Origin of the sequence: Polynucleobacter paneuropaeus (assembly GCF_003261235.1) — a bacterium.
GTDB classification, from domain to species: domain Bacteria; phylum Pseudomonadota; class Gammaproteobacteria; order Burkholderiales; family Burkholderiaceae; genus Polynucleobacter; species Polynucleobacter paneuropaeus.
Map to the genome: position 1 here is coordinate 1,569,627 of NZ_CP030085.1, position 22,078 is coordinate 1,591,704.

At 45.7% G+C, this 22,078-nt stretch carries 23 protein-coding genes and 1 tRNA gene; 6 read left to right on the plus strand and 18 right to left on the minus strand.

Going from position 1 to position 22,078, the window contains the following annotated elements; translation table 11 throughout:
- The 6 genes from Pas1_RS08100 to Pas1_RS08125 all read right to left on the minus strand — a co-directional run bounded on the left by Pas1_RS08100 (window position 1) and on the right by Pas1_RS08125 (window position 6,433).
- On the minus strand, window positions 1-1,185 hold the full coding sequence (locus Pas1_RS08100) for a 5-(carboxyamino)imidazole ribonucleotide synthase (RefSeq protein WP_112238566.1): 1,185 nt from the start codon (window positions 1,183-1,185) through the stop codon (window positions 1-3).
- A 5-nt stretch (window positions 1,186-1,190) separates the two neighbouring features.
- Window positions 1,191-1,697 (minus strand): 5-(carboxyamino)imidazole ribonucleotide mutase, encoded by a 507-nt coding sequence (purE, locus tag Pas1_RS08105; RefSeq protein ID WP_112205222.1) that lies wholly within the window; start codon window positions 1,695-1,697, stop codon window positions 1,191-1,193.
- 73 nt (window positions 1,698-1,770) lie between these two features.
- Entirely contained in the window at window positions 1,771-2,670 is a 900-nt protein-coding gene (locus tag Pas1_RS08110; RefSeq protein ID WP_112205224.1) for a phosphoribosylaminoimidazolesuccinocarboxamide synthase, read from the minus strand.
- 7 nt (window positions 2,671-2,677) lie between these two features.
- Window positions 2,678-3,742: a class II fructose-bisphosphate aldolase gene (gene fba, locus Pas1_RS08115; RefSeq protein ID WP_112208523.1), complete on the minus strand. Its 1,065-nt coding sequence runs from the start codon at window positions 3,740-3,742 to the stop codon at window positions 2,678-2,680.
- 40 nt (window positions 3,743-3,782) lie between these two features.
- Window positions 3,783-5,219: a pyruvate kinase gene (pyk, locus tag Pas1_RS08120; RefSeq protein ID WP_112294985.1), complete on the minus strand. Its 1,437-nt coding sequence runs from the start codon at window positions 5,217-5,219 to the stop codon at window positions 3,783-3,785.
- 2 nt (window positions 5,220-5,221) lie between these two features.
- Window positions 5,222-6,433, minus strand: coding sequence for a phosphoglycerate kinase (locus tag Pas1_RS08125; RefSeq protein ID WP_112205230.1), 1,212 nt, complete (start codon window positions 6,431-6,433; stop codon window positions 5,222-5,224).
- Between the two features lie 191 nt (window positions 6,434-6,624).
- Here Pas1_RS08125 and Pas1_RS08130 point away from each other — a divergent pair, with 191 nt between their 5' ends.
- From Pas1_RS08130 to Pas1_RS08145, 4 genes are read left to right on the plus strand one after another with little or no spacing between them, the layout of a single operon-like run.
- Window positions 6,625-7,548, plus strand: coding sequence for a branched-chain amino acid transaminase (locus Pas1_RS08130; protein ID WP_112294986.1), 924 nt, complete (start codon window positions 6,625-6,627; stop codon window positions 7,546-7,548).
- 23 nt (window positions 7,549-7,571) lie between these two features.
- Window positions 7,572-7,760 carry a zinc-finger domain-containing protein gene (locus Pas1_RS08135; RefSeq protein ID WP_112205234.1) on the plus strand — a complete coding sequence of 63 codons (189 nt, stop codon included), beginning with the start codon at window positions 7,572-7,574 and terminating at the stop codon, window positions 7,758-7,760.
- Window positions 7,761-7,811: 51 nt separating this feature from the next.
- Window positions 7,812-8,837, plus strand: coding sequence for a lipopolysaccharide heptosyltransferase II (gene waaF / locus Pas1_RS08140; protein WP_112294987.1), 1,026 nt, complete (start codon window positions 7,812-7,814; stop codon window positions 8,835-8,837).
- Window positions 8,838-8,858: 21 nt separating this feature from the next.
- On the plus strand, window positions 8,859-9,293 hold the full coding sequence (locus Pas1_RS08145; protein WP_112205238.1) for a nuclear transport factor 2 family protein: 435 nt from the start codon (window positions 8,859-8,861) through the stop codon (window positions 9,291-9,293).
- Between the two features lie 8 nt (window positions 9,294-9,301).
- On the opposite strand, the gene Pas1_RS08150 is transcribed toward Pas1_RS08145, so the two are convergent.
- Window positions 9,302-10,960: a M48 family metalloprotease gene (locus Pas1_RS08150; protein ID WP_112294988.1), complete on the minus strand. Its 1,659-nt coding sequence runs from the start codon at window positions 10,958-10,960 to the stop codon at window positions 9,302-9,304.
- An 88-nt stretch (window positions 10,961-11,048) separates the two neighbouring features.
- On the opposite strand from Pas1_RS08150, the gene moaC reads away from it, so the two are divergent.
- Entirely contained in the window at window positions 11,049-11,528 is a 480-nt protein-coding gene (gene moaC / locus Pas1_RS08155; protein ID WP_112294989.1) for a cyclic pyranopterin monophosphate synthase MoaC, read from the plus strand.
- A gap of 29 nt (window positions 11,529-11,557) precedes the next feature.
- Here the strand turns inward: moaC and Pas1_RS08160 are convergent, their stop codons facing one another.
- The 10 genes from Pas1_RS08160 to Pas1_RS08205 all read right to left on the minus strand — a co-directional run bounded on the left by Pas1_RS08160 (window position 11,558) and on the right by Pas1_RS08205 (window position 19,372).
- Window positions 11,558-12,076: a pilin gene (locus tag Pas1_RS08160; protein WP_112208528.1), complete on the minus strand. Its 519-nt coding sequence runs from the start codon at window positions 12,074-12,076 to the stop codon at window positions 11,558-11,560.
- Between the two features lie 130 nt (window positions 12,077-12,206).
- Entirely contained in the window at window positions 12,207-12,914 is a 708-nt protein-coding gene (locus tag Pas1_RS08165) for a TerC family protein (protein WP_112294990.1), read from the minus strand.
- 30 nt (window positions 12,915-12,944) lie between these two features.
- Window positions 12,945-13,838 carry a succinate--CoA ligase subunit alpha gene (gene sucD / locus Pas1_RS08170; RefSeq protein ID WP_112205253.1) on the minus strand — a complete coding sequence of 298 codons (894 nt, stop codon included), beginning with the start codon at window positions 13,836-13,838 and terminating at the stop codon, window positions 12,945-12,947.
- A 15-nt stretch (window positions 13,839-13,853) separates the two neighbouring features.
- The gene (gene sucC / locus Pas1_RS08175; protein ID WP_112205255.1) at window positions 13,854-15,023 is read right to left on the minus strand and encodes an ADP-forming succinate--CoA ligase subunit beta; all 1,170 of its coding nucleotides are present in this window, start codon (window positions 15,021-15,023) and stop codon (window positions 13,854-13,856) included.
- A 187-nt stretch (window positions 15,024-15,210) separates the two neighbouring features.
- Window positions 15,211-15,738 carry a recombination regulator RecX gene (recX, locus tag Pas1_RS08180; protein ID WP_112294991.1) on the minus strand — a complete coding sequence of 176 codons (528 nt, stop codon included), beginning with the start codon at window positions 15,736-15,738 and terminating at the stop codon, window positions 15,211-15,213.
- Window positions 15,739-15,742: 4 nt separating this feature from the next.
- Window positions 15,743-16,828 carry a recombinase RecA gene (recA, locus tag Pas1_RS08185; protein WP_133256455.1) on the minus strand — a complete coding sequence of 362 codons (1,086 nt, stop codon included), beginning with the start codon at window positions 16,826-16,828 and terminating at the stop codon, window positions 15,743-15,745.
- Window positions 16,829-16,952: 124 nt separating this feature from the next.
- Window positions 16,953-17,486, minus strand: a complete 534-nt coding sequence (locus Pas1_RS08190) for a DUF2878 domain-containing protein (RefSeq protein ID WP_112294992.1) — start codon at window positions 17,484-17,486, stop codon at window positions 16,953-16,955.
- A gap of 57 nt (window positions 17,487-17,543) precedes the next feature.
- A tRNA-Met gene (locus tag Pas1_RS08195) sits at window positions 17,544-17,620 on the minus strand.
- A gap of 31 nt (window positions 17,621-17,651) precedes the next feature.
- Window positions 17,652-18,269 carry a flavin reductase family protein gene (locus Pas1_RS08200; protein ID WP_112294993.1) on the minus strand — a complete coding sequence of 206 codons (618 nt, stop codon included), beginning with the start codon at window positions 18,267-18,269 and terminating at the stop codon, window positions 17,652-17,654.
- 5 nt (window positions 18,270-18,274) lie between these two features.
- Window positions 18,275-19,372, minus strand: coding sequence for a linear amide C-N hydrolase (locus Pas1_RS08205; protein ID WP_112294994.1), 1,098 nt, complete (start codon window positions 19,370-19,372; stop codon window positions 18,275-18,277).
- 267 nt (window positions 19,373-19,639) lie between these two features.
- Between Pas1_RS08205 and Pas1_RS08210 the strand changes: the two genes are divergently transcribed.
- The gene (locus Pas1_RS08210) at window positions 19,640-20,269 is read left to right on the plus strand and encodes an MOSC domain-containing protein (protein WP_112205320.1); all 630 of its coding nucleotides are present in this window, start codon (window positions 19,640-19,642) and stop codon (window positions 20,267-20,269) included.
- 58 nt (window positions 20,270-20,327) lie between these two features.
- Here Pas1_RS08210 and Pas1_RS08215 read toward each other — a convergent pair whose 3' ends face one another.
- Complete coding sequence (locus tag Pas1_RS08215; RefSeq protein WP_112294995.1) at window positions 20,328-21,998, minus strand: MFS transporter; 1,671 nt, start codon at window positions 21,996-21,998, stop codon at window positions 20,328-20,330.
- Window positions 21,999-22,078: the final 80 nt, after the last annotated feature.

The window sequence follows — 22,078 nt, forward strand, 5'->3', positions numbered from 1 at the left end:
CTATGGCTCAATTCCCAATTCTGAAGCAACCGCAGCGCATGTTGCCCTAGCGGCATCCAAGGTCTCGCCCAAACAATTGACGTGTCCCATTTTTCTACCAATACGAGGAACCGCCTTGCCATACAGATGCAATTTAGCATCAGAGTGAGCTAATACCTTGTTCCACGCTGGCTCTTTTGCCTGATTGCCACTATCTTCAAACCAAAGGTCGCCCAGCAAATTAAGCATAGAAACAGGCGCTAGCAATCGAGTATCGCCCAATGGAAGGCGAGCCATTGCTCGGACCTGCTGTTCGAATTGACTACTAATGCAGGCATCCATCGTATAGTGCCCGGAATTATGTGGGCGAGGTGCAATTTCATTAGCGATGATTTCACCACTCTTCAATACGAAGAACTCTATGCACAACACCCCAACGTAATCAATTTTTCGGATTAGCGCTTTGGCAGCCTCAATAATTTTCATTTCCTGCTCGGGCTGCAGAGATGGGGCTGGGACTGTAGAGGTATGCAAAATACCGTCGCGATGAATATTTTGCGAAACGGGATATACAACGACAGTATCGTCGTAAGCGCGCACAGCAAGAGCAGAAACCTCAAAGTCTAAATCCATACGCTTCTCTAATACACAGGGGACGCGTGCAAACTGATTCCAAGCCGCGCTAAGCTCTTCCCTGTTTTGAACCGTGATCTGACCTTTGCCGTCATAACCCATCCGAGCCGTTTTCAAAATGCCTGGTAATAAATCTTCAGGCACATGCGCGATATCAGCATCATGTTCAATCACAAAGTGTGGTGCTGGGCCAATATTGGTCTCAGATTTCCAGGTCGCTAAGAATTTTTTCTCAGCAATGCGGTTTTGTGCCAAAGATACACATCCACTTCTAGGTGCAACAAAGGCTCCAAGCGATTCAAGTTGGTCTAAAGCTTGAGCAGGTACATTCTCAAACTCGGTGCTAACAGAGGCGCAAAGTGAAGCCATTTCTTTTAGCGCTTTTACATCTTCATAGTCAGCATTAATAAATTTTTCTGCAATCGATCCAGCAGGACTATCAGCATCTGGATCCAATACACAGACTTTGTATCCCATCGCTTGAGCGGCTTGGGTAAACATTCGGCCGAGTTGACCGCCACCTAAAATTCCTAGAAAGGAGCCTGGTAATACAGGCTCTAAATGCAGGGCCATCTTTATTAATACCCAGGAAGATTCATTGAACGTGCAGTTTCAGATTGTTTAGTACGAAAGGCTTCTAACTGATCTGCTAGGACTGGATCCGAAATTGCTAGATTCGCAATGACATGTAAAGCAGCGTTGGCAGCTCCAGCCTCACCAATTGCAAAAGTGGCGACAGGAATACCTTTTGGCATCTGTACTATCGAGAAAAGAGAATCTTCACCGCGGAGATATTTACTAGCTACTGGAACACCATAAACAGGAACAATCGTTTTAGAAGCCAACATGCCTGGTAAATGAGCCGCTCCGCCAGCACCAGCAATAATGGCTTGTAAGCCGTTCTTACGAGCCTGCTCTGCATACTGGAACATATCATCGGGCATGCGATGCGCAGATAAGACTTTGGCTTCGTGAGCGATACCGAATGAATCTAATATTTGAGCAGCGTGTTGCATGGTGTCCCAATCTGAATTGGATCCCATTACGATTCCGACTACTGGCTTTTTGCCCGACTTCTCGCTCATTTACTTCTCCGCAGCTAATTTCTCGAATAAGGCTCTATTATCCCAGCCTTTTAGTCGATTTTGCTAGGTGAGCTTAGCCTGCCTGAGTCAGGCGCGCTAGAGCCTCACGATATTTAAGGGCTGTTTGCTCAATCACTGCTACGGGCAATTCAGGGGCTGGAGGGCTCTTGGACCAAGGTTTGCCATCAACCCGAACAGTCTCGAGCCAATCCCGGACAAACTGCTTGTCATAGGAAGGGGGATTTGAGCCTACATGATAGGTTTCAGCAGGCCAGAACCGAGAAGAATCAGCAGTCAGAATTTCATCCATCAGGACCAGTTGACCATCTACATCAAGTCCAAACTCAAACTTGGTATCTGCAATGATGATGCCGCGACTTGCAGCATATTCAGATGCTTCTTGATATAAACGAATACTAACCTCGCGAATTTGCTTAGCAAGCTTCTCGCCAATCAGTGCAATGACTTGTTCAAAGGAAATATTTTCATCATGCTCGCCCAGCTCAGCCTTTGCAGCTGGAGTAAAAATAGGCTCAGGAAGCTTTTGTGCATTCTCCAAACCTTCAGGCAAAGCAATACCGCAAACCTTGCCTGTCTCTTGATAGTCCTTCCAGCCACTGCCAGCCAAATAGCCGCGTACTACCGCTTCCACCAAAATTGGTTTAAGGCGCTTAGCTACAACTGCACGACCTTGAACTTGTTCAAGCTCATCGGAAGTCACAACCGAAGCTGGATCGATACCAGTCAGATGATTAGGAATGACTGCTGCTAACTTAGCAAACCAAAAATTAGCCATTTGATTCAATACGATGCCCTTTTCAGGAATGGGCTGACCCATCACCACATCAAATGCTGATAAACGATCAGTGGTAATCATGAGCAACTTGTCATCGCCGACTGCATAAACATCACGTACCTTCCCCTTTGAGAGTAGAGGTAAAGATTGAATTGAAGTGGAATACAGAGCAGGCATTAGATTTTCACTTCACAATTTGGGCTAATTCACCGCTACGATAGCGCTCAGCCATCTTCTCTAGTGAAATGGGTTTGATCTTTGCCGCCTGCCCAGCAGAGCCGAAGGCTTCAAAACGGGCGATACAGACTTTCTTAGCTGCCTCACGAGCAGGCTTCAAGTAATCACGTGGGTCAAACTTACTGGGATTTTCAAACAAGTAACGACGAATTGCACCAGTCATCGCCAAACGAATATCGGTATCGATATTAATTTTACGCACGCCATTCTTGATGCCCTCTTGGATTTCCTCAACTGGAACGCCATAGGTTTCTTTCATATCACCGCCAAACTCCCGAATCTCAGCTAGTAGCTCTTGAGGAACACTAGAGGAGCCATGCATCACTAAGTGCGTATTCGGAATACGAGTATGAATTTCTTTAATGCGCTCAATTGCCAAAATATCCCCAGTTGGCTTCTTGGTAAATTTATAAGCTCCATGACTGGTTCCAATCGCGATTGCTAGGGCATCACATTGTGTTGCTTTGACAAAATCAGCGGCTTGCTCAACATCGGTCAGTAACTGCTCGCGAGTCATCATCCCGTCTGCACCATGGCCGTCCTCTTTATCACCCTTCATGGTCTCCAAAGAACCCAATACGCCCAATTCCGCCTCTACCGTGATACCAATTGCATGGGAAAGCTTCACCACTTCTTTTGAGACATTAACGTTGTACTCATAGCTAGCAACAGACTTGCCATCTGCCTCGAGAGAGCCGTCCATCATCACACTAGTAAAGCCACTCTCAATGGCAGCCATACAGACCGCAGGACTTTGGCCATGATCTTGGTGCATGACAACTGGGATATGCGGATAGGCCTCGACTGCAGCCGAGATGAGGTGGCGTAAAAATGCTTCACCGGCATACTTTCTGGCACCAGCTGAAGCTTGCATGATGACTGGCGAGCCAACTTCATTGGCTGCCTCCATAATGGCTTGAACTTGCTCAAGATTGTTCACGTTAAAAGCTGGTAGGCCATAGCCATTTTCTGCAGCGTGATCCAAGAGTTGGCGCATTGATACTAAAGACATAGTTTTCTCTTAATCTGAGGTTAAGGGTTTGTTAAATAGCTTACTTTACGTGAATAATTTTGAGGGTGTTAGTGCCACCAGGCTCTCCCATCGGCTCACCAGAAGTGAGCACTACAGTATCACCCTCCTTAACAGCTCCCATTTTCTTTAAGCAAGATTCCACTTCTTTCAAAGCAGTTTCACGATCCTTACTGTAATTGAGGCTGAGTGGAATAACATTACGGTAAGTGCTTAGAGCACGTTGAGTCGAAATCTTTGAAGTAAGCGCATAAATGGGCACATGAATATTGTGACGACTCATCCAGATCGGAGTAGATCCCGAATCAGTTAAGGCAGCGATGGCTTTTGCATTGAGGTGATGTGCAGTGAATAAGGCTCCAAGCGCAATAGTCTGATCAATACGAGTAAAGGTTTGATCTAAAAAGTCAGTATCCAACTTCACATTGTCTGATTTCTCCGCCTCCACACAAATCTCCGCCATTGCTTTAATTGTTTGAACCGGATACATTCCCGCTGCAGATTCTGCAGATAGCATGACAGCGTCAGTTCCGTCTAAGACAGCATTAGCTACATCGCTCACCTCTGCACGCGTTGGAACGGGAGCATTAATCATCGACTCCATCATTTGAGTTGCGGTAATCGTGAACTTATCTGCCTCAAGCGCCAATGTGATCATGCGTTTTTGTAATGCTGGTACCGCAGGATTACCAACCTCAATGGCTAAATCCCCCCGAGCAACCATAATCCCATCGCTCTCCCGGATAATACTTAGTAATGCGTCAGTCTCAATCGCTTCGGCGCGCTCTACCTTGGCAATCGTTTTGACTCTACCGACTTTATGCTTGGCACTAGCAGCGTCTGCTAGTTTGCGAGCGTATGCCATATCAGTGCCATCTTTTGGAAAGCTAATTGCCAGAAAATCTACACCCATCGCGATAGCTGCATCTAAATCAACAATGTCTTTTTCAGTCAATGCAGGAGCAGTAAGGCCACCACCAGCACGGTTAATGCCTTTGTTGTTTGATAAGGGGCCGCCTTGCTCAACGCGGGTGAGAATCTCGCCACCCTTTACGCTTTGCACCCGCAATACAACTAAGCCATCGTTTAATAACAGTCGATCATTGGGCTGCACATCGCTAGGCAATTCCTTGTAATCAAGGCCAACACGCTCTTGGTTACCCAACTGACAATTGACATCCAAAATAAAGTCAGCGCCCTCTTTGAGTTGAATTTTGTTTTCTGCAAACTTACCAACCCGGATCTTAGGGCCCTGCAGGTCCGCCATGATGCCGACCTCTTTACCAAGCTCAGCTGAGATACTGCGCACTAAATCGTGACGTGCTTTGTGATCAGCAATTGTGCCGTGTGAGAAATTCATTCTCACAACATCTACGCCAGCAATAATCATCTCTTTCAGGACTTCTGGCTTTTCAGAAGCCGGACCTAGTGTGGCGATGATTTTGGTTGCTCTTAACATGGTTACCCTTTCGCTCTTTCAGCTAAAACCTCAAAGGCTGGCAAAGTTTTACCTTCCAGGAATTCCAAGAAAGCTCCGCCTCCAGTAGAAATATAGTCAACTTGATTCTCAATGCCGTACTTTGCAATCGCAGCCAGAGTATCGCCTCCGCCTGCGATTGAAAAAGCCGGAGAGTGCGCAATCGCTGCAGCTAACATTTTTGTGCCCCCGCCAAATTGATCAATCTCAAACACGCCGAGTGGCCCATTCCAAACAATCGTGCCTGCATGCGCCAACATAGTAGAAAGTCTTGCTGCAGTCTTGGGTCCAATATCTAAAATCATGTCATCTTCAGCAACCTGATCAGCGGGCACTCGATTAGCCCGAGCTAAAGGAGAGAGCTCATTAGCAACAACAACATCTTCAGGAATGGGCACATGCGCGCCGCGCTTTTCCATTAGATCCATGATTTCTTTAGCTTCATTAACTAAGTCTGGCTCAGCTAATGATTTACCTATCGGCAACCCTTTTGCCAACATAAAGGTATTCGCAATTCCGCCACCCACGATAAGCTCATCAACTTTTACAGATAAGGCTTTGAGAATGGTCAACTTAGAAGAGACTTTTGAACCAGCAACAATCGCAACTAATGGACGCTTTGGATCAGCTAAGGCGCGACTGAGTGCATCTAATTCTGCCGCCATCAGCGGACCTGCACAAGCAACGGGTGCAAATTTAGCAACGCCATAAGTTGTAGCTTCAGCTCGGTGCGCAGTTCCAAACGCATCATTTACATAGACATCACACAGTGCCGCAATCTTTTTGGATAGCGCATCGGTATTTTTCTTTTCACCCACATTCAAACGACAGTTTTCTAGTAATACCAAATCACCAGGTGCCAGCTCAAAACCACCATCAACCCAATCGCTAATTAAAGGCACTTTTCGGTTCAATAATTCAGCAATGCGATGGGCTACAGGAGCCAAACTATCTTCAGGTTTAAATTCACCTTCAGTTGGACGCCCAAGATGCGAAGTCACCATCACAGCAGCCCCGGCATCCAAACAAATCTGGACTGCAGGCATCGATGCCCTGATCCGAGTGTCCTCAGTAATATTGCCAGCCTCGTCCTGGGGAACGTTCAGATCGGAGCGAATCAGGACCCGTTTTCCCTTTAGCAAACCGGCTGCGGCCAAGTCACTTAAGCGTTTCACTTTAAAAAGGGTATCTGACATAGAAAATAAAGGCTGTATTTAAGGGGTTTATGGGTAGTTCTCCATTCTAAATCCTCCAAGTTCATACCCACCCAGAGATTTGGCCTACCTGCTCTACAATAAGGTCTCGAGGGCATTCCAAATCCGGGCATTAACCCATTTAGCGCGCCTTCCACTTAACCTAGACTGATCTGGAATAAAAGGTAGAAAACATGTCGATGTCTGACCGCGATGGCTTTATTTGGTCCGATGGGAAGCTAATCCCTTGGCGCGAAGCTAATATTCATGTGCTAACCCATAGCCTGCACTATGGCATGGGCATTTTTGAAGGGATTCGGGCCTATAAAACCCCCCAAGGCACCGCTATTTTTAGACTTCCAGAGCACGTCAAACGCCTATTTAACGGTACAAAAATTTTTCAGATGGCGATGCGCTTTTCTCAAGATGAGATCAGCAAGGCAATTGTTGAGGTAGTAAAGAGCAACAAACTCGAGTCCTGCTACATTCGCCCCATCATCTTTATTGGCTCAGAAAAACTGGGCATCTCCCCCAAGGGAAATACGATCCACACCTCTATTGCCGCTTGGGAATGGGGCGCCTACTTAGGCGAGGATGGTCTCAACAAAGGCATTCGCGTCAAAACCTCTTCATTTACACGCCACTTTGTCAATTCTTCCTTGGTACGTGCTAAGGCTTCTGGTTACTACATCAACTCCATTTTGGCCAATCAAGAAGTCACTGCAAATGGCTATGACGAGGCTTTGTTGCTCGATACCGAAGGGTATGTTTCAGAAGGCGCCGGAGAAAATATCTTTATCGTTAGCGATGGCATCGTCTACACGCCTGACCTAGCCTCATGTTTGGACGGCATTACTCGAGACTCGATCATTGAAATCGTTAAAGACCTGGGTCTTGAGTTACGTGAAAAGCGCATTACACGTGATGAAGTCTACTCGGCTGATGAAGCATTCTTCACTGGTACTGCTGCTGAAGTAACCCCAATTAGAGAACTTGATGATCGTACTATCGGCGACGGCAAAAGGGGTCCTATCACTGCCAAAATTCAAGAAACCTACTTCTCGGCTGTTTATGGAAAGAATGAGCGTTTTCAATCTTGGCTTACTTACGTAAAGTAATCATTCAGTAATTAGGAAAGCATATGAGCGAAGTCAATGTGGTGATGGTTAACGGCAAGGATCTGCCTTTGCACTGCCCAACCAATAAAACACCTAGCTGGAACTCTCATCCACGGGTTTTTTTAGATATCACGGATACGGGTGAGGCTAAGTGTCCCTACTGCGGCACTGATTACAAACTCATTCCTGGAACAGCGCCCCACGGGCATTAAATCCATTCGCATCTCAAGAAATATTGAGATGCGCCATCGGGATACCCTCTTATGCACCGTATTCTGATCATTGCCCCAAACTGGATTGGCGACGCTGTTATGTCTCAACCTTTTTTGGTGAGACTCCAGCTCAATTACCCTAAAGCACAAATTGATGTTCTCGCAACACCTTGGGTCGCACCAATATATCGAGCATGCGAACAAATTCATGAGGTAATTGAAGCCCCTCTCGAGCATAAAAAATTGCAGTGGTCATTGCGCAAGCAATTAGCGCAACGCTTAAAAGCAAAGTCTTATCAGGCATGCTTTGTCTTGCCAAATAGTTTTAAATCTGCACTCATTCCATGGCTGGCAAACATTCCATTTCGTCTTGGTTATCGTGGTGAAGCGCGCTTTGGTCTCATTAATTTTGCACTCACCAATCCAAGCAAAACAGAGCGGCCTCCGATGGTTGAGCACTATTTAGCTTTAGCTAACCTTCTCAATCATGAGGAGCTAGAGGATAGTGGACATGCTCAAGCTCCCAGTCTACAAATCTCTCTCGAAATTGTTTGCTCTATGCAAGATAAGTTAAAGAGAACGAATATTAATCAAGACTCACTATATGTATTCTGTCCTGGTGCGGAGTATGGCGTAACCAAGCGCTGGCCAGCAGAGTCTTTCGCAGAGCTTGCCAAAAAAGTACTAGCCCAAAATACACAGGCTCAAATTATTTTATTGGGCAGCCAAAATGATCACCACCTCGGTCAAATGATTACCGGCCAAGATGGCAAAAGAATTCATAACTGGTGCGGACAGACTTCGCTAGATGAGGCAATGGCAATCATTAGTTTATGTAAAACGATTGTTAGCAATGATTCCGGTTTAATGCACATCGCAGCAGCACTGAGAAAGCCACAAATTGCTATCTTTGGGTCTAGCGATCCTCAGCACACTCCACCTCTATCAGATAAGGCCAAAGTCATTTGGCTCAATTTGCCCTGTAGTCCTTGCCATCATAGAGAATGTCCTTTGGGGCATCTAAAATGTCTCAAAGAAATTTCACCAGAACAGGTGTTTAATAGCCTTACCGCCTAAGCACTCAGTCAGAAAGTATCCATGTCTAAACTTGCCAGACTTTTTCATAATGCAGATGATGTGGTGGATGCTTGGCGCGAAGCCCTCAGAAATCGTGATGTACAAACTGCTCTCGATATTTGGTTGGATGACGACTCGATCACCTGCGTTCTACCTGAAGGTCAGCGTCTAACGGGTCATGCAGAAATTCGAAATGGACTTGAGAGATTACTATCTAAGCAGCCCCTATTCCTAGAGCCTATCGCCTGTATTAGCCACACTATTTTGGGCGCAGCAATTTATGACACTACTGAAGCCGTTCACTTGAAAGCAGATCAAATTGAAGCGGCTTTCTTTCTGAATATTACTTTGGTATTGCTCCAGGATAGTCAAGGCTGGCGAATTGCCCATCTACATGCTAGCCATTCGACTGAAGATACTTTTGAGGCTCCAAGCACCCTGCATGGCCTGCACTAATTGCTCTATTAGCTTTTATTAGAAGTTCTACCTAGATCTTTTTGCTCTTCCTGAAAGCGTCTTTGCATATCTCTTAAGCGTGCATCAATCGTAGACGCTTGGTAGAAATCGGAGCCACCTAGCGATCGAGCAATTTTGAGTTGTTCAATCGCCGCATTCCAAGATCCCTCCAAGGCATATTTTTCTCCCAAAGCATAATGACGCATTGGATCATTTTTTGCTTGGTCATAAGCTTGAGACAAAAGCCCCCACCACAGAATTTCATTTGGCTGCGCTTTAGTTCTTGCCTTCAACCATGCAATTGCCTCATTGGTCCGGCCCATTTTAAGCTCGGCATTGATGATTGCCGCGCCTGCAGCATAAGACATGGGGTATGCCTTTAAGGTAGCCTGAGCAATCTGCAGCGCTTCTTCATTTTTTCCTTTTGCAAGCGCCAACTCAGAAGTAGTAATGTCTAAAGATAGACTTTGTCTTTGAAGAGTAGAGTTCGGTGCAATTTCTGCATGGGCAACTTTACGAGCATCTTGAAGGTAGGCCTCGGCCTGATCAGTTTTGCCCTGTCGTTGCGCAATCAAGGCGAGACCATAAAGCCCCTCCATTTGCTTTCCTGGCTGAGACTGCTTACTGAGACTATCAAAAGTATTTTTCAAATCATAAAGTCCACTGGTGGTTCCAGACTGCTCTAGTCGAGCGCGGGCTTTAATAAAGTAAAACTCAATAGCAGTTGGGACGGTTCGGTTTGGCATTGATCGAACACGATCTTGCATATCTGCAATTCGCTCTGTTGTTAGGGGGTGGGTTCGAACATAGGCCGGTACACCACTATCCATGATGCCTGTCGACTTTTGTAGTCGCTGAAAGAAATCTGGCGCACCATGAACGTCATAACCACTGCCGCTCAGAATCTGAAAGCCAACCCGATCTGCCTCACGCTCTGCGTCGCGAGAATACGATAGTTGATTATTGACAGCAATAGCTTGACCCCCCTGCATCAATCCGGCAGCAGCACTTGGGTTTCGTGAAGCTGCAAGAGCACCTAATACCATACCTGCAAGCGCAATCATCGTATTGGTTGATTGCTTGTCTAGCTGACGAGCCATATGACGCTGTAGAACGTGGCCAGTTTCGTGTCCCATCACTGAGGCCACTTCAGAATCACTTTCGGCACTCACAATTAAGCCCGTATGAAATCCAATGAATCCACCTGGTAAGGCAAAAGCATTAATAGAGCTATCTTTGACAGCAAAGATTTCGTATTGATAGGCGCCACTACCTTGTTCATTGGCTCCACCTAATTGCAAACGTTTAGCAGACTGCAACAGACGTCTTTCCATCTCATTCAAATAATCGTAGAGCGGTAAATCATTAGAATAATCTGGATCAGGTCGAATTTCTCGCATGATCATTTCGCCATACTTACGTTCATCAACCCGACTTAACGCATCTCCACCCGGGTCGCCCATGTCTGGAAGAATAATATTTGGCTGGGTTGGCGCTACTGAACGGGTTGGTAAATTAGCTGAGCGGGCATCCGGCGATTGCATCGCGCGCCCAATGTTCTGAATTGCCGCAGAATTACCTTCTACAGAAACATCTCCAGAAGGCGCTGTAGAGGCAGAGCTGGCCGACCACGCCAATTGCGCATTACTCGACATCGTCATGATCATGACTAGAAAATAGCTCAAATACCGTCGAGCACGGGATGCGAAATGCGAAATTTTTATATCATCCATTCCTATATGGTAAAACTATTCTATGAACAAACTTACCCATTTTGATGAGAGTGGCCAAGCCCATATGGTGAATATTGGTAATAAGACCAATACCCATCGTATTGCTATTGCATCTGGCCAAATCTCAATGCAAGCGCAAACCCTAGAAATGATCCTTGCCGGCAGTCATAAGAAAGGGGATGTTTTAGGAATCGCCAGAATTGCAGGTATACAAGCATCTAAAAAAACCTCAGACCTGATCCCGCTTTGTCACCCCCTGGCTTTAACACATGTGAGCCTTGAATTTGACACAGACTTAAATGCAAATAGCATCTGCTGTACAGTCAGAACAGAAACCACTGGGCCCACTGGAGTAGAAATGGAAGCTCTTACCGCAGTCCAAGTCGCCCTCCTCACAATTTATGACATGGTCAAAGCCGTTGATAGAGGCATGGTGATGGGTGATATCAAGTTACTTGAGAAGCGTGGTGGCAAGTCTGGTACATGGGAAGCCAATAAGTAAATTGAGGTCGCATCTAGCGACCTCACGACTTATTTAGTAGTTCTGCACTCGGAAGGTAATAACTGAGGTAATAGATTCGTCTCGGTCGATCTGCAGGTCCAGCCACCAGCCCATGTTGCCCCTTCAGGCTTAGATAAATCAACGGGCTTGGGTATGTTTGTATCAGGATCATTGGTTGGCACTAAGTGCAAAGTATTTTTCCCATCAGGAGCCACGCTGACTTGGTAGTCAATGGCAATCGCACCAGAGCGAGTGATTTCAATCTCTTTAACGCTTCTAGTTGGGTTAAATGAGAATGAACCCTGCGTTGCCTCATCCATCGAGACAGTACCGCGACTTGCAAAAGCTTCTGTCACCGCCAGTTTCGCACTCGAGGCTAAATTCATACCCTCAACGACGCGACTACGCGCAATATAGTCTTGATACTGCGGGACTGCTATCGCAACTAAGATACCGATGATGGCAACAACCACCATCACTTCAATTAAGGTAAATCCTTTTTCTTGCTCTTGATCTAATTGCTCTTCTAATGGAACTATTTTTTGCATATCAAACACTCCTGGGGTGAAAAGCAAGATCTTCTACTCTACGCTGAGAAATTACCATCCTTGCTAAAGTCAGAAAAGCCAGCATTTAGGGCTGGCTTTTCTGAAAATGATGAGCGCTAGATGAAGGTCACTAAGCCGTGTTCTTACTCGCCTCTTTCTTCTTAAGATAATTCCCAAGAAGGATCACAATAGCGATACCAATCCCCTCAAAAATCATATGGGCATCTGCTATTGCAGCTTGTAGCGAGTCTTTAATTGCGGGATCCTCAACGAACATTCCACCAGCAAGCAAGCCTAAGAGGCCAGCACCAACAGTAATGATGATCGGAAAACGATCCATGACTTTAAGTAACAAAGTACTACCAAAAATGATCAAAGGAATTGAAAGTCCTAATCCGACTATCAACAAAATGAGGCGAGTTTCTTCGGGGCCTTTTTGGGCAGCAGCCGCTACAGCAATCACGTTATCCAAGCTCATCACTAAATCAGCAACTAAGATTGTCCGAATTGCAGCCCAAATATTTGAATGCCCATGTAGCTCGTCTTCCTCACCGCTATCAGCCAAAAGCTGAACACCGATATAGACCAACAGCACTGCGCCAATGATTTTTAAATATGGAAGTGCCAATAACTGGACAGCTGTGATAGTGAGAATCACGCGCAAAATAATTGCTGCGGCACTCCCCCAGAAGATCGCCCGCTTTTGTTGATTATGGGCAAGATTGCGAGAAGCCATTGCAATCACTACTGCGTTATCCCCAGATAGCAGAATATTTGCCACAACAATAGAAAGTAGAGCCGTCCAGAAAGGCGCTTCTGATAAAAATACAAAGTCCATAGTGCCTCCTACATTATTTTTATTTACGCACTACAGCATTGCTTTTAATAAAGCTGCCATCTCAGATGGATTCTTAGTAACCTTAAAGCCGCACTCTTCCATCACTGCTAATTTGGCATCTGCCGTATCGGCTCCACCAGAAATCAAAGCACCTGCGTGGCCCATTCGTTTTCCGGGAGGCGCTGTTACACCAGCAATGAAGCCGACAACTGGCTTTTTCATATGATCTTTACACCAACGCGCTGCTTCCGCTTCGTCTGGCCCGCCAATCTCACCAATCATAATCACTGCATCAGTATCTGGATCGTCGTTAAACATTCTCATGATGTCGATATGTTTTAGGCCATTGATTGGATCGCCACCAATACCAACCGCCGTGGATTGACCTAAGCCAATCGCTGTGAGCTGACCCACTGCTTCATAGGTCAAGGTTCCAGAGCGACTTACAACACCAATACGGCCTTTTTTATGAATGTGTCCTGGCATGATGCCGATCTTGATTTCATCGGGAGTGATGATGCCAGGGCAGTTAGGTCCAAGTAATAAGGTCTTCTTACCGCCAGCCGCCTCTTTAGCCTTCATCTTATTGCGAACTTCCAACATATCCCTAACCGGAATACCTTCAGTAATACAGATCACAAAATCGAGGTCTGCCTCAACCGCCTCCCAAATCGCTGCTGCTGCACCTGGGGGAGGTACATAAATGACAGAGGTCGTAGCGCCTGTTTGCTGAGCCGCTTCTTTGACTGTTCCAAAAATCGGAATATTGAAAATCGACTCGCCTGCTTTTTTAGGATTTACACCAGCTACAAAACAGTTTTTACCGTTAGCGTATTCCTGACATTTTTCTGTATGAAATTGACCGGTCTTGCCAGTAATTCCTTGTGTAATAACTTTAGTATTTTTATTAACTAATATAGACATTTCAGAATTCCCTGATTATTTGTTTTTAGCCACAGCGGCAACAACTTTAGTTGCAGCTTCAGCCATAGAGTCAGCGCTGATGATTGGCAAACCTGAGTCAGCCAGAATCTTCTTGCCCAAATCTTCATTAGTACCCTTCATGCGCACTACTAAAGGTACTGTCAGGTTAACTGCCTTACAGGCTGTTACTACGCCCTCAGCAATCACGTCACAGCGCATAATGCCACCGAAAATATTGACCAAGATTGCTTGAACATGTTTGTTCTTCAACATGATCTTAAAAGCTTCGGTTACTTTCTCGGCCGTAGCACCACCGCCAACATCCAAGAAGTTAGCAGGCTCGCCTCCGAATAACTTAATCGTATCCATAGTTGCCATTGCCAGACCAGCGCCATTAACTAAGCAGCCAATGTTGCCATCCAAAGAAATGTAGGCTAGGTCAAACTTTGAAGCCTCAATCTCAGCAGCATCTTCCTCATCGATATCGCGGTATGCAACGATTTCTGGATGACGATATAAGGCATTAGGATCGAAGTTGAATTTAGCATCCAAAGCTTTAATCTTGCCGTTGCCTTCCAAAATCAATGGATTGATTTCCACCAAGGAGGCGTCGGTATCCCAGTAAGTTTTGTAGAGATTCTTAAAGACATCACGCGCCATCGGAACCGAGGCATCAGGAATACCAATTCCCTTAGCTACCGTGTCGCACTGAGCATCAGTTAAGCCAACCAATGGATCAACAAATACCTTAATAATTTTTTCAGGATGGGTTGCAGCAACCTCTTCAATATCCATGCCGCCTTCGCTCGATGCCATGATCACATTCTTTTGTGTGCCACGGTCAGTCACGATGCTGAAGTAATACTCTTTCTTAATATCTGCACCATCTTCAATCAAGAGACGATTTACCTTCTGACCCTCTGGGCCAGTTTGATGTGTCTTTAATTGCATGCCCAAAATCTCTGAGCTGTATTTTTTCACTTCATCCATGCTCTTGGCTAGCTTGACGCCACCACCCTTGCCACGACCACCCGCATGAATTTGAGCCTTCACTACCCAAACTGGTCCACCCAATTTTTGAGCTGCTGCCATAGCCTCATCAACACTAAATGCAGGGATGCCATTAGGTACTGGCACATTAAATTGGCGCAAAAGTTCTTTGCCTTGGTACTCGTGAATTTTCATAATGACTCCGGAAGCGGTATCTTTTGATGCAAGTGGTATGGATTAGTAAGGCCAACTTCACCCTCTAGTCAGAGATTTTCACCCATGCTTATGACAAGCAAATTGAATAAATCTGTCAGGTTTTATCGACCTCTCAAGTCTATCATGCTGCAACGCCGCAACTGACTCTAATCTATCCGTAATTGCCCTAGTCTTGGGGTCGGCCGCCAACAATCTTACTTACAACGTCAGCACTAAAGCCCTTGGAAGCCAGAAAGCGATACTGCCTAGCACGCTCTTTTTGATCATGAGCCAGAACTCCAAACTTTCTCTGCCAGAGCTCTTGGGCCCGCTCTCGCTCAGTTTCCCTTAAGCCCTGTAATAGGCCTGCAGTTTTTACACCGTCTACTCCTGCTTTGAGGAGTTCATCTTGAATTTTGCGGGCCCCATAGCGCTCGCTACGACGCCTCACTAGGGCTTCAGCAAAGCGCTCATCAGAGAGCCAACCGCATGCCTCAAAATCATCGAGAACCGCCTCTATCTGTTTAGATATTTCAGTTACGTCCAGTTTGGGCTCAGCATCATTTGCCAATGGATCTTTTTTCATCGATCGGGCCATCGACTCTTCCAGCTTACTGGCCAAGCCCTTACGACTATATTCTCTAGAAGATAAAAGGCGCAAAGCCCGAGCTTTTAGACTCGGGCCTTGTTTGGCTTTACTACTTAATTCAGACATCGAATTATTCGACTTCCTCTTCTTCGCCTATCACATCTGCTACCACTGCTGTACCGGCTTTGACACCTAACTTCTCACGTATTTTGCCTTCAATGTCTTTAGCAATTTCTGGATTCTCTTTCAAGAAATCGCGGACATTGTCTTTGCCTTGACCAATGCGCTCACCGTTGTAGCTATACCAGGATCCAGATTTTTCAACGAGATCTGCTTCTACACCCATGTCGATAATCTCACCTTCTCTAGAAATACCAGCGCCATACATGATGTCGAAAATAGCTTCGCGGAATGGGGGTGAAACCTTATTCTTAACCACCTTGACGCGGGTTTCGTTACCAACAACTTCGTCGCCCTTTTTGATGCTGCCGATACGGCGAATATCTAAACGCATCGATGCATAGAACTTCAGTGCGTTACCGCCAGTAGTAGTTTCTGGGGAACCAAACATAACACCAATCTTCATACGAATTTGGTTAATGAAAATGACTGTTGTATTAGTACGCTTAATAGCGCCTGTTAATTTGCGTAATGCTTGACTCATCAAACGCGCTTGTAAACCTGGCAAGGAATCGCCCATATCGCCTTCAATCTCTGCTCTTGGTACTAGGGCCGCAACAGAGTCAATGACGATGAGATCAATTGAACCTGAGCGTACCAATGCGTCAGCGATTTCTAACGCTTGTTCACCAGTATCAGGCTGCGAGATCAAGAGATTGTTTACGTCAACACCTAAACGTGATGCGTATTGCACATCAAGCGCATGCTCCGCATCGATGAAGGCGCAGGTTCCACCCAACTTTTGCATTTCTGCAATCGCATGCAAGGTCAAAGTTGTTTTGCCGGAGGATTCTGGACCGTAGATCTCAATGACACGGCCGCGTGCTAGACCACCAACTCCGAGCGCAATGTCTAGGCCCAGTGAACCGCTAGATACCACCTGAATATCTTGGCTAATTTCAGCATCGCCCAATCGCATGATGGAGCCTTTGCCGAACTGCTTTTCAATTTGCGCTAAGGCTGCTGATAGCGCCTTTTGCTTGTCTCCGCTCATCCCTTCAAACTCTGAAGAGGCTGATTTTTTCTTATCATCCAAGGCCATTTCGATTCCTTTTTCGCTATGTTTAGGGCTATTTCCCGTAGATTTACTGGCTACTTAACAACTTAGAAGTTACTGTATATAAAAACAGTAGTTCTTGCAAGCCCTCACCCCAAGGAATTTACAGATTTTTCTCTAAGGCCCTGTCGCTTGTTGTTTTATTCCAATAGAAAAAGAGGGGGATCGCAATAGCCCAAACCACAGCAATCAGCACAATACCTGGCCATTTACTTCCCATACCCCAATTTCCAGCCCCTAGCTTCATTCCCGCCTCATACGACAAGGGTCCAGCGATAGCGCCCAAGACCATTCCCAAAATGGGTTTTCCCTTTAGCCAATATAAAGATCCGTTAATCGTGCTGGCCACCAGTACCCAAAGGGCCCACATCCAGGCGGGTGACAAGTATTGGCTAGGCCAGACATCATTAAAGCCTAAAAAGCCCATATTCATAATAAGTGAGTCAGCACTTACTCCGTATATAAGGGCCTTGAATAATAGAATACCCTCTGCCCTTTTATCCTCGGATTGCCATACATGGAATAAGACATAGAGGAGCGTCCCCAGAACTGCCCAGAATGCTTGTCCATTTGCGGCGCCCAAGACGCAAGCAAACCAACCCATCTGAAAGAAAATAAAGTTCCAAACTTTAGCCATTATTCATTAAACCCTAGATATGAAAAAGGCCACTGCGAAACGCAATGGCCTTCAATTTGGTGGCGAATCAGGGATTTGAACCCCGGACCTGCGGATTATGATTCCGTCGCTCTAACCAGCTGAGCTAATTCGCCGAAGGTGTGATTATAAGGTCAAAAAGAACTCTTAGCGAGGTCTCAATAACTCAAAGAGCTGTTCTTGCCCAATTGTGAAGTAATCACCCCGGCCGCCGGCTCTGAGGATATGGCCTGCTTTAGCAGTGTCGTAGATACCATCTTTTAATAAAGACTGATCGATATGAATCTTGACTACCTCACCTAAAACCAACCAAGTCTCCACCTTTTCTCCGGAGACCCCTTTAAGTTGAATGATCTCGGTACATTTGCATTCAAATGCAACTTTAGCCTTTGCTACTCTTGGAGGAGTTACTAATTTGGATGAAGCCTTCTCAAGATTGACAGCATCAAACTCACTTGTTTCAGGGGGGTAAGCAGCGGAAGATTGGTTCATCACCTCAGCCAAATCTTGAGTAACTAAATTCCAAACAAACTCACCCGTCTCTTCAATGTTTCTGACGGTATCTTTGTAACCCACGCTAGAAAAACCAATGATGGGTGGGACATAGTTAAACGCATTAAAGAAACTATAAGGGGCAAGATTGGCTATACCCGCCTTACTTTGCGTTGAAATCCATCCGATCGGTCTGGGCCCAACAATCGCACCAAATGGATCATGGGGTAAGCCATGTCCATTCTTGGGTTCATAGGAATACATCTGGACCATGCGTTTTAATTAATTGAGATATAGCGCTGAGGTTTATTCAGATCGTAATACTTCACATCTTTAGCATTGAAATCTATTTTCTTCATATCAAATGACTGCACGTTTGTAGTCTCAAACATTTTGACGTAGTACATCATGTTTTTATTATCAGCTACAACAGTCCACTCGGTAATCTCAATTCCACCAGCGCCACCGCCGTAAGCATTGGATGCTGGCAAACTAATCGCACCAGGTGGAATATCAAAGCTTCCCAAGATATGCCAAGCAGTATGGGTTTGCTGGTCAGTGCTCACATTCGTTGGTGCAGACTTTGATAGAAAGAGTGCACGAATAAAGCGGCTTGGACTCAGGTAATCACCGGGTAAGCCATGCAAACCGCTACCTGAACTAGGGGGAACATATGTCGCCCCATTAATCACCATCGGATCTTTTTCAACAGGCGTTAAGTTGGCGTAGCTGCCAATATTATTGAGCTGATCTCTGAAAGCGGGATCATTGGTCATCACGGTCACTGGATTATCCGTAATCACTAACTCGCCCTTAAGGTACTCAATCACAATACTTTTACCTGTCGCATCATGCAAGGTCATGCGTACGGGCGCTGATTGATTATGAAATGCGGGAATGATCGAGCGGTTCACCTTGATCTTCTCAAAGCCAAGCTTCACTTCGCCTACAGTCGCAAAATTGGTTAAGGCATACATCAGTATTTGCACAGAGGCGATGCTATTAGCAGAATCTGCAGGGCTTACCTTTTGATACTCGGCAGTATTGGGCGCATTGAGTAACCCCCCTACCAAACCTTTTTCATTCATGCCATCAACCAGGACTGGCAAGCCTAAGCCATTCATACCTACAGCAGCATACTTAGTGGTCCAGTTCAAGCCAGTGCCGGGTTTGCTGTCTACGCCAACACCTTGCGCTTGAAAATTCCGAGGAATCACTGTGAGCTGGGATTTGAGAGGTAAGCCGAATTCCATCGTACGGCCATACACAAAACCACCATCATTACCCTTTAATAAAAAACTGGTGCAGGCATTACCTGCCAACGGGCCTAGTGCAAAAGTTCCTGCTAGCGCTATGGTGAATATTTTCTTAATCATTTAAATACCTTGCTGAATAAATGGGTGAGTTAACAAATCAATACTAACCACACTTTATGACTACCCCTATTGGGATAAGCCATTAGCAGAAGCCATCAAATTGGGGTATCTTTATAGATCCTTAACAAAAGGCAAAAGCCAGCATTGCTGGATCGTCTAGAAGCGAATTAGCAAAGTAGATGCTGACGCGGTAAAGCAATGGCAGCACGTATTCATAAAAGTAACTCATAGCTCCTATTTTAAAGCCCATCTGAAGGTAAGCTCAATATGACTCATGCCCGCTCCGGAAAACTCCTGTCCATCTCTATTGGAAAAGTAGGTCGACTATTTACTCAAAATGCTAACGAGCCATCCAAAGTGATGTCTGCCATTCATAAGCAATCGATTAGCAATCTGGATAATCCTCTGTCAGTAGAAATTACAGGGCTAGGTGTTCAGGGCGACGAGCAAGCTGACCTTGCAGTGCACGGCGGGATTGATATGGCCATCTATGCCTACCCTGCTGAACATTACGCTTTTTGGAATGAACTCCTCACCCGAGAAACAAAACAGCCCGTCAATTTGGCGCCAGGATCCCTTGGAGAAAACTTCACTATCGAAGGCTTGCTCGAGACTAATGTGTATGTCGGTGACATTCTCATCATTGGCGATCTTGAGTTCACCGTAGTCAAACTGCGTGAGCCCTGCTTTAAGTTCAACGCCAAAATGGGTTACAAAGGCGCTGTTAAAGCCATGATCCAATCCGGATTTTGCGGCTGGTATCTCAGAGTTAATCGAGTCGGATCACTTGCTGCTGGATCTAGCATTGAACTTATACCCGGTAGTCGTCAAACGTCTATCGCCGACCAAAATGCGGGATTACTCAAGCGCAGTAAACAAGCCGATTTGTGGGAATAAAAAACCCGACCATGAGGTCGGGTTCTTATTAAAGCTCAGTAACTCTTTATTCAACTACTTAGTCACGTGCGTAAATATCCACATCTTTGGTTTCACGAACGAATAAGGTACCGATAACCAGGGTCATTGCAGCAATGATGATTGGATACCAGAGGCCATAGTAAATATTACCGTTCTGCGCTACCAAGGCAAAGGAGATAGTTGGCAATAAGCCGCCAAACCAACCGTTACCGATATGGTACGGCAAGGACATTGAGGTATAACGAATACGGGTTGGGAACATCTCTACCAACATCGCAGCGATTGGACCGTAAACCATCGTTACCAACAAGACCAGGAAAGTTAAGAGCAAGAAGACTGCAAAGTAATTGATGGCAGCTGGATCAGCTTTGACTGGGTAGCCAGCAGCTGTCAAGCCGTCACGAATGGCTTTCTTAAACGCAGTATCTTTTGCTTTTGCTTCAGCAGGATCGAGACCTTTTGCTGAATAGCCTTCAATCTCGGTTTCACCAATCTTCACTTTAGCAACGCTACCAGCTGGGCCAGCAATGGTGGTATAGCTTGCTGAGTTAGAAGCCATCACTTGTTTAGCAATATCGCAAGAGCTGGTGAACTTAGCTGTTCCAGTTGGGTTGAACTGGAAAGTACATTCAGACAGATCGGCAGTAATCGTTGCTGGCGATGTAGCCATTGCATTTTCCAAGGCTGGATTAGCAAAGTGGGTTAAGCCATTAAACACAGAGACTGGTGTATTTGGAATGTAAGTAATCACAGCCAACAATAAACCGCCCATGATGATGACTTTGCGGCCAATTCTGTCGGACAAGCTACCAAATACAACGAAGAATGGTGTCGCAACCAATAAGGAAGCAGCGATCAGGAGGTTAGCGGTCTTAGCATCCACTTTCAACACTTGAGTGAGGTAGAACAAAGCGTAGAACTGACCGGTGTACCAAACTACAGCCTGTCCAGCTACCAAACCAAAGAGAGCCAAGATCACAATCTTCAAGTTCTTCCACTGGCCGAAAGATTCGCCCAAAGGTGACTTAGATAGCTTACCGTCTTCCTTCATCTTCTTAAATGCAGGGGATTCGTTCATTGACATACGAATCCAAACTGAAACACCTAAGAGTGCAATCGAGACGATGAAAGGAACGCGCCAGCCCCAAACTTCAAAATCAGGCCCGGTAAATTCACGAGTGAACAAAATCACTAATAAGGAAAGGAAAAGACCCATTGTTGCTGTGGTCTGAATCCAGGCAGTATATGCACCGCGCTTACCATTTGGAGCATGCTCAGCTACATAAGTTGCAGCGCCGCCATACTCACCACCCAATGCCAAACCTTGCAATAAACGCAGGGCAATCAGAAGCACTGGAGCAGCTACGCCAATCGTTGCATAGTTCGGCAAAATACCGACCACAAAAGTGGATCCACCCATAATCACAATAGTCACCAAGAAGGTGTACTTGCGACCGATCAAATCACCTAAGCGACCGAATACCAAGGCACCAAAAGGGCGAACAATAAAGCCGGCAGCAAAAGCCAATAAGGCGAAAATGAAAGCAGAGCCTGCATCTAAGCCTGAGAAGAATTGCTTGGCGATAACTGCAGCCAATGAACCGTATAGATAAAAGTCGTACCACTCAAAGACTGTTCCGAGTGAAGAAGCAAAAATCACTTTGCGTTCTGCGGCAGTCATTGGGGCTGCTTTGATTGATGTTGACATCAGTAGCTCCTAAATATTTTTATGGAATTAAACAACGAAGCAATTATGCTGTGAAAAATTTGAGATAAATCCATTACTTA

Excerpts from the sequence above, each read along its gene's own strand:
- purE (WP_112205222.1), bottom strand. The coding sequence starts at position 1,697 with ATGAGCGAGAAGTCGGGCAAAAAGCCAGTAGTCGGAATCGTAATGGGA.
- Pas1_RS08205 (WP_112294994.1), bottom strand. The coding sequence starts at position 19,372 with ATGATTAAGAAAATATTCACCATAGCGCTAGCAGGAACTTTTGCACTA.
- pyk (WP_112294985.1), bottom strand. The coding sequence starts at position 5,219 with ATGTTAAGAGCAACCAAAATCATCGCCACACTAGGTCCGGCTTCTGAA.
- Pas1_RS08100 (WP_112238566.1), bottom strand. The coding sequence starts at position 1,185 with ATGGCCCTGCATTTAGAGCCTGTATTACCAGGCTCCTTTCTAGGAATT.
- Pas1_RS08190 (WP_112294992.1), bottom strand. The coding sequence starts at position 17,486 with ATGGCTAAAGTTTGGAACTTTATTTTCTTTCAGATGGGTTGGTTTGCT.
- fba (WP_112208523.1), bottom strand. The coding sequence starts at position 3,742 with ATGTCTTTAGTATCAATGCGCCAACTCTTGGATCACGCTGCAGAAAAT.
- Pas1_RS08200 (WP_112294993.1), bottom strand. The coding sequence starts at position 18,269 with ATGGTCCAGATGTATTCCTATGAACCCAAGAATGGACATGGCTTACCC.
- Pas1_RS08130 (WP_112294986.1), top strand. The coding sequence starts at position 6,625 with ATGTCGATGTCTGACCGCGATGGCTTTATTTGGTCCGATGGGAAGCTA.
- Pas1_RS08150 (WP_112294988.1), bottom strand. The coding sequence starts at position 10,960 with ATGATCATGACGATGTCGAGTAATGCGCAATTGGCGTGGTCGGCCAGC.
- Pas1_RS08145 (WP_112205238.1), top strand. The coding sequence starts at position 8,859 with ATGTCTAAACTTGCCAGACTTTTTCATAATGCAGATGATGTGGTGGAT.
- Pas1_RS08215 (WP_112294995.1), bottom strand. The coding sequence starts at position 21,998 with ATGTCAACATCAATCAAAGCAGCCCCAATGACTGCCGCAGAACGCAAA.
- recX (WP_112294991.1), bottom strand. The coding sequence starts at position 15,738 with ATGTCTGAATTAAGTAGTAAAGCCAAACAAGGCCCGAGTCTAAAAGCT.
- sucD (WP_112205253.1), bottom strand. The coding sequence starts at position 13,838 with ATGTCTATATTAGTTAATAAAAATACTAAAGTTATTACACAAGGAATT.
- Pas1_RS08110 (WP_112205224.1), bottom strand. The coding sequence starts at position 2,670 with ATGCCTGCTCTGTATTCCACTTCAATTCAATCTTTACCTCTACTCTCA.
- moaC (WP_112294989.1), top strand. The coding sequence starts at position 11,049 with ATGAACAAACTTACCCATTTTGATGAGAGTGGCCAAGCCCATATGGTG.
- Pas1_RS08160 (WP_112208528.1), bottom strand. The coding sequence starts at position 12,076 with ATGCAAAAAATAGTTCCATTAGAAGAGCAATTAGATCAAGAGCAAGAA.
- Pas1_RS08210 (WP_112205320.1), top strand. The coding sequence starts at position 19,640 with ATGACTCATGCCCGCTCCGGAAAACTCCTGTCCATCTCTATTGGAAAA.
- Pas1_RS08165 (WP_112294990.1), bottom strand. The coding sequence starts at position 12,914 with ATGGACTTTGTATTTTTATCAGAAGCGCCTTTCTGGACGGCTCTACTT.
- sucC (WP_112205255.1), bottom strand. The coding sequence starts at position 15,023 with ATGAAAATTCACGAGTACCAAGGCAAAGAACTTTTGCGCCAATTTAAT.
- Pas1_RS08135 (WP_112205234.1), top strand. The coding sequence starts at position 7,572 with ATGAGCGAAGTCAATGTGGTGATGGTTAACGGCAAGGATCTGCCTTTG.
- Pas1_RS08125 (WP_112205230.1), bottom strand. The coding sequence starts at position 6,433 with ATGTCAGATACCCTTTTTAAAGTGAAACGCTTAAGTGACTTGGCCGCA.
- waaF (WP_112294987.1), top strand. The coding sequence starts at position 7,812 with ATGCACCGTATTCTGATCATTGCCCCAAACTGGATTGGCGACGCTGTT.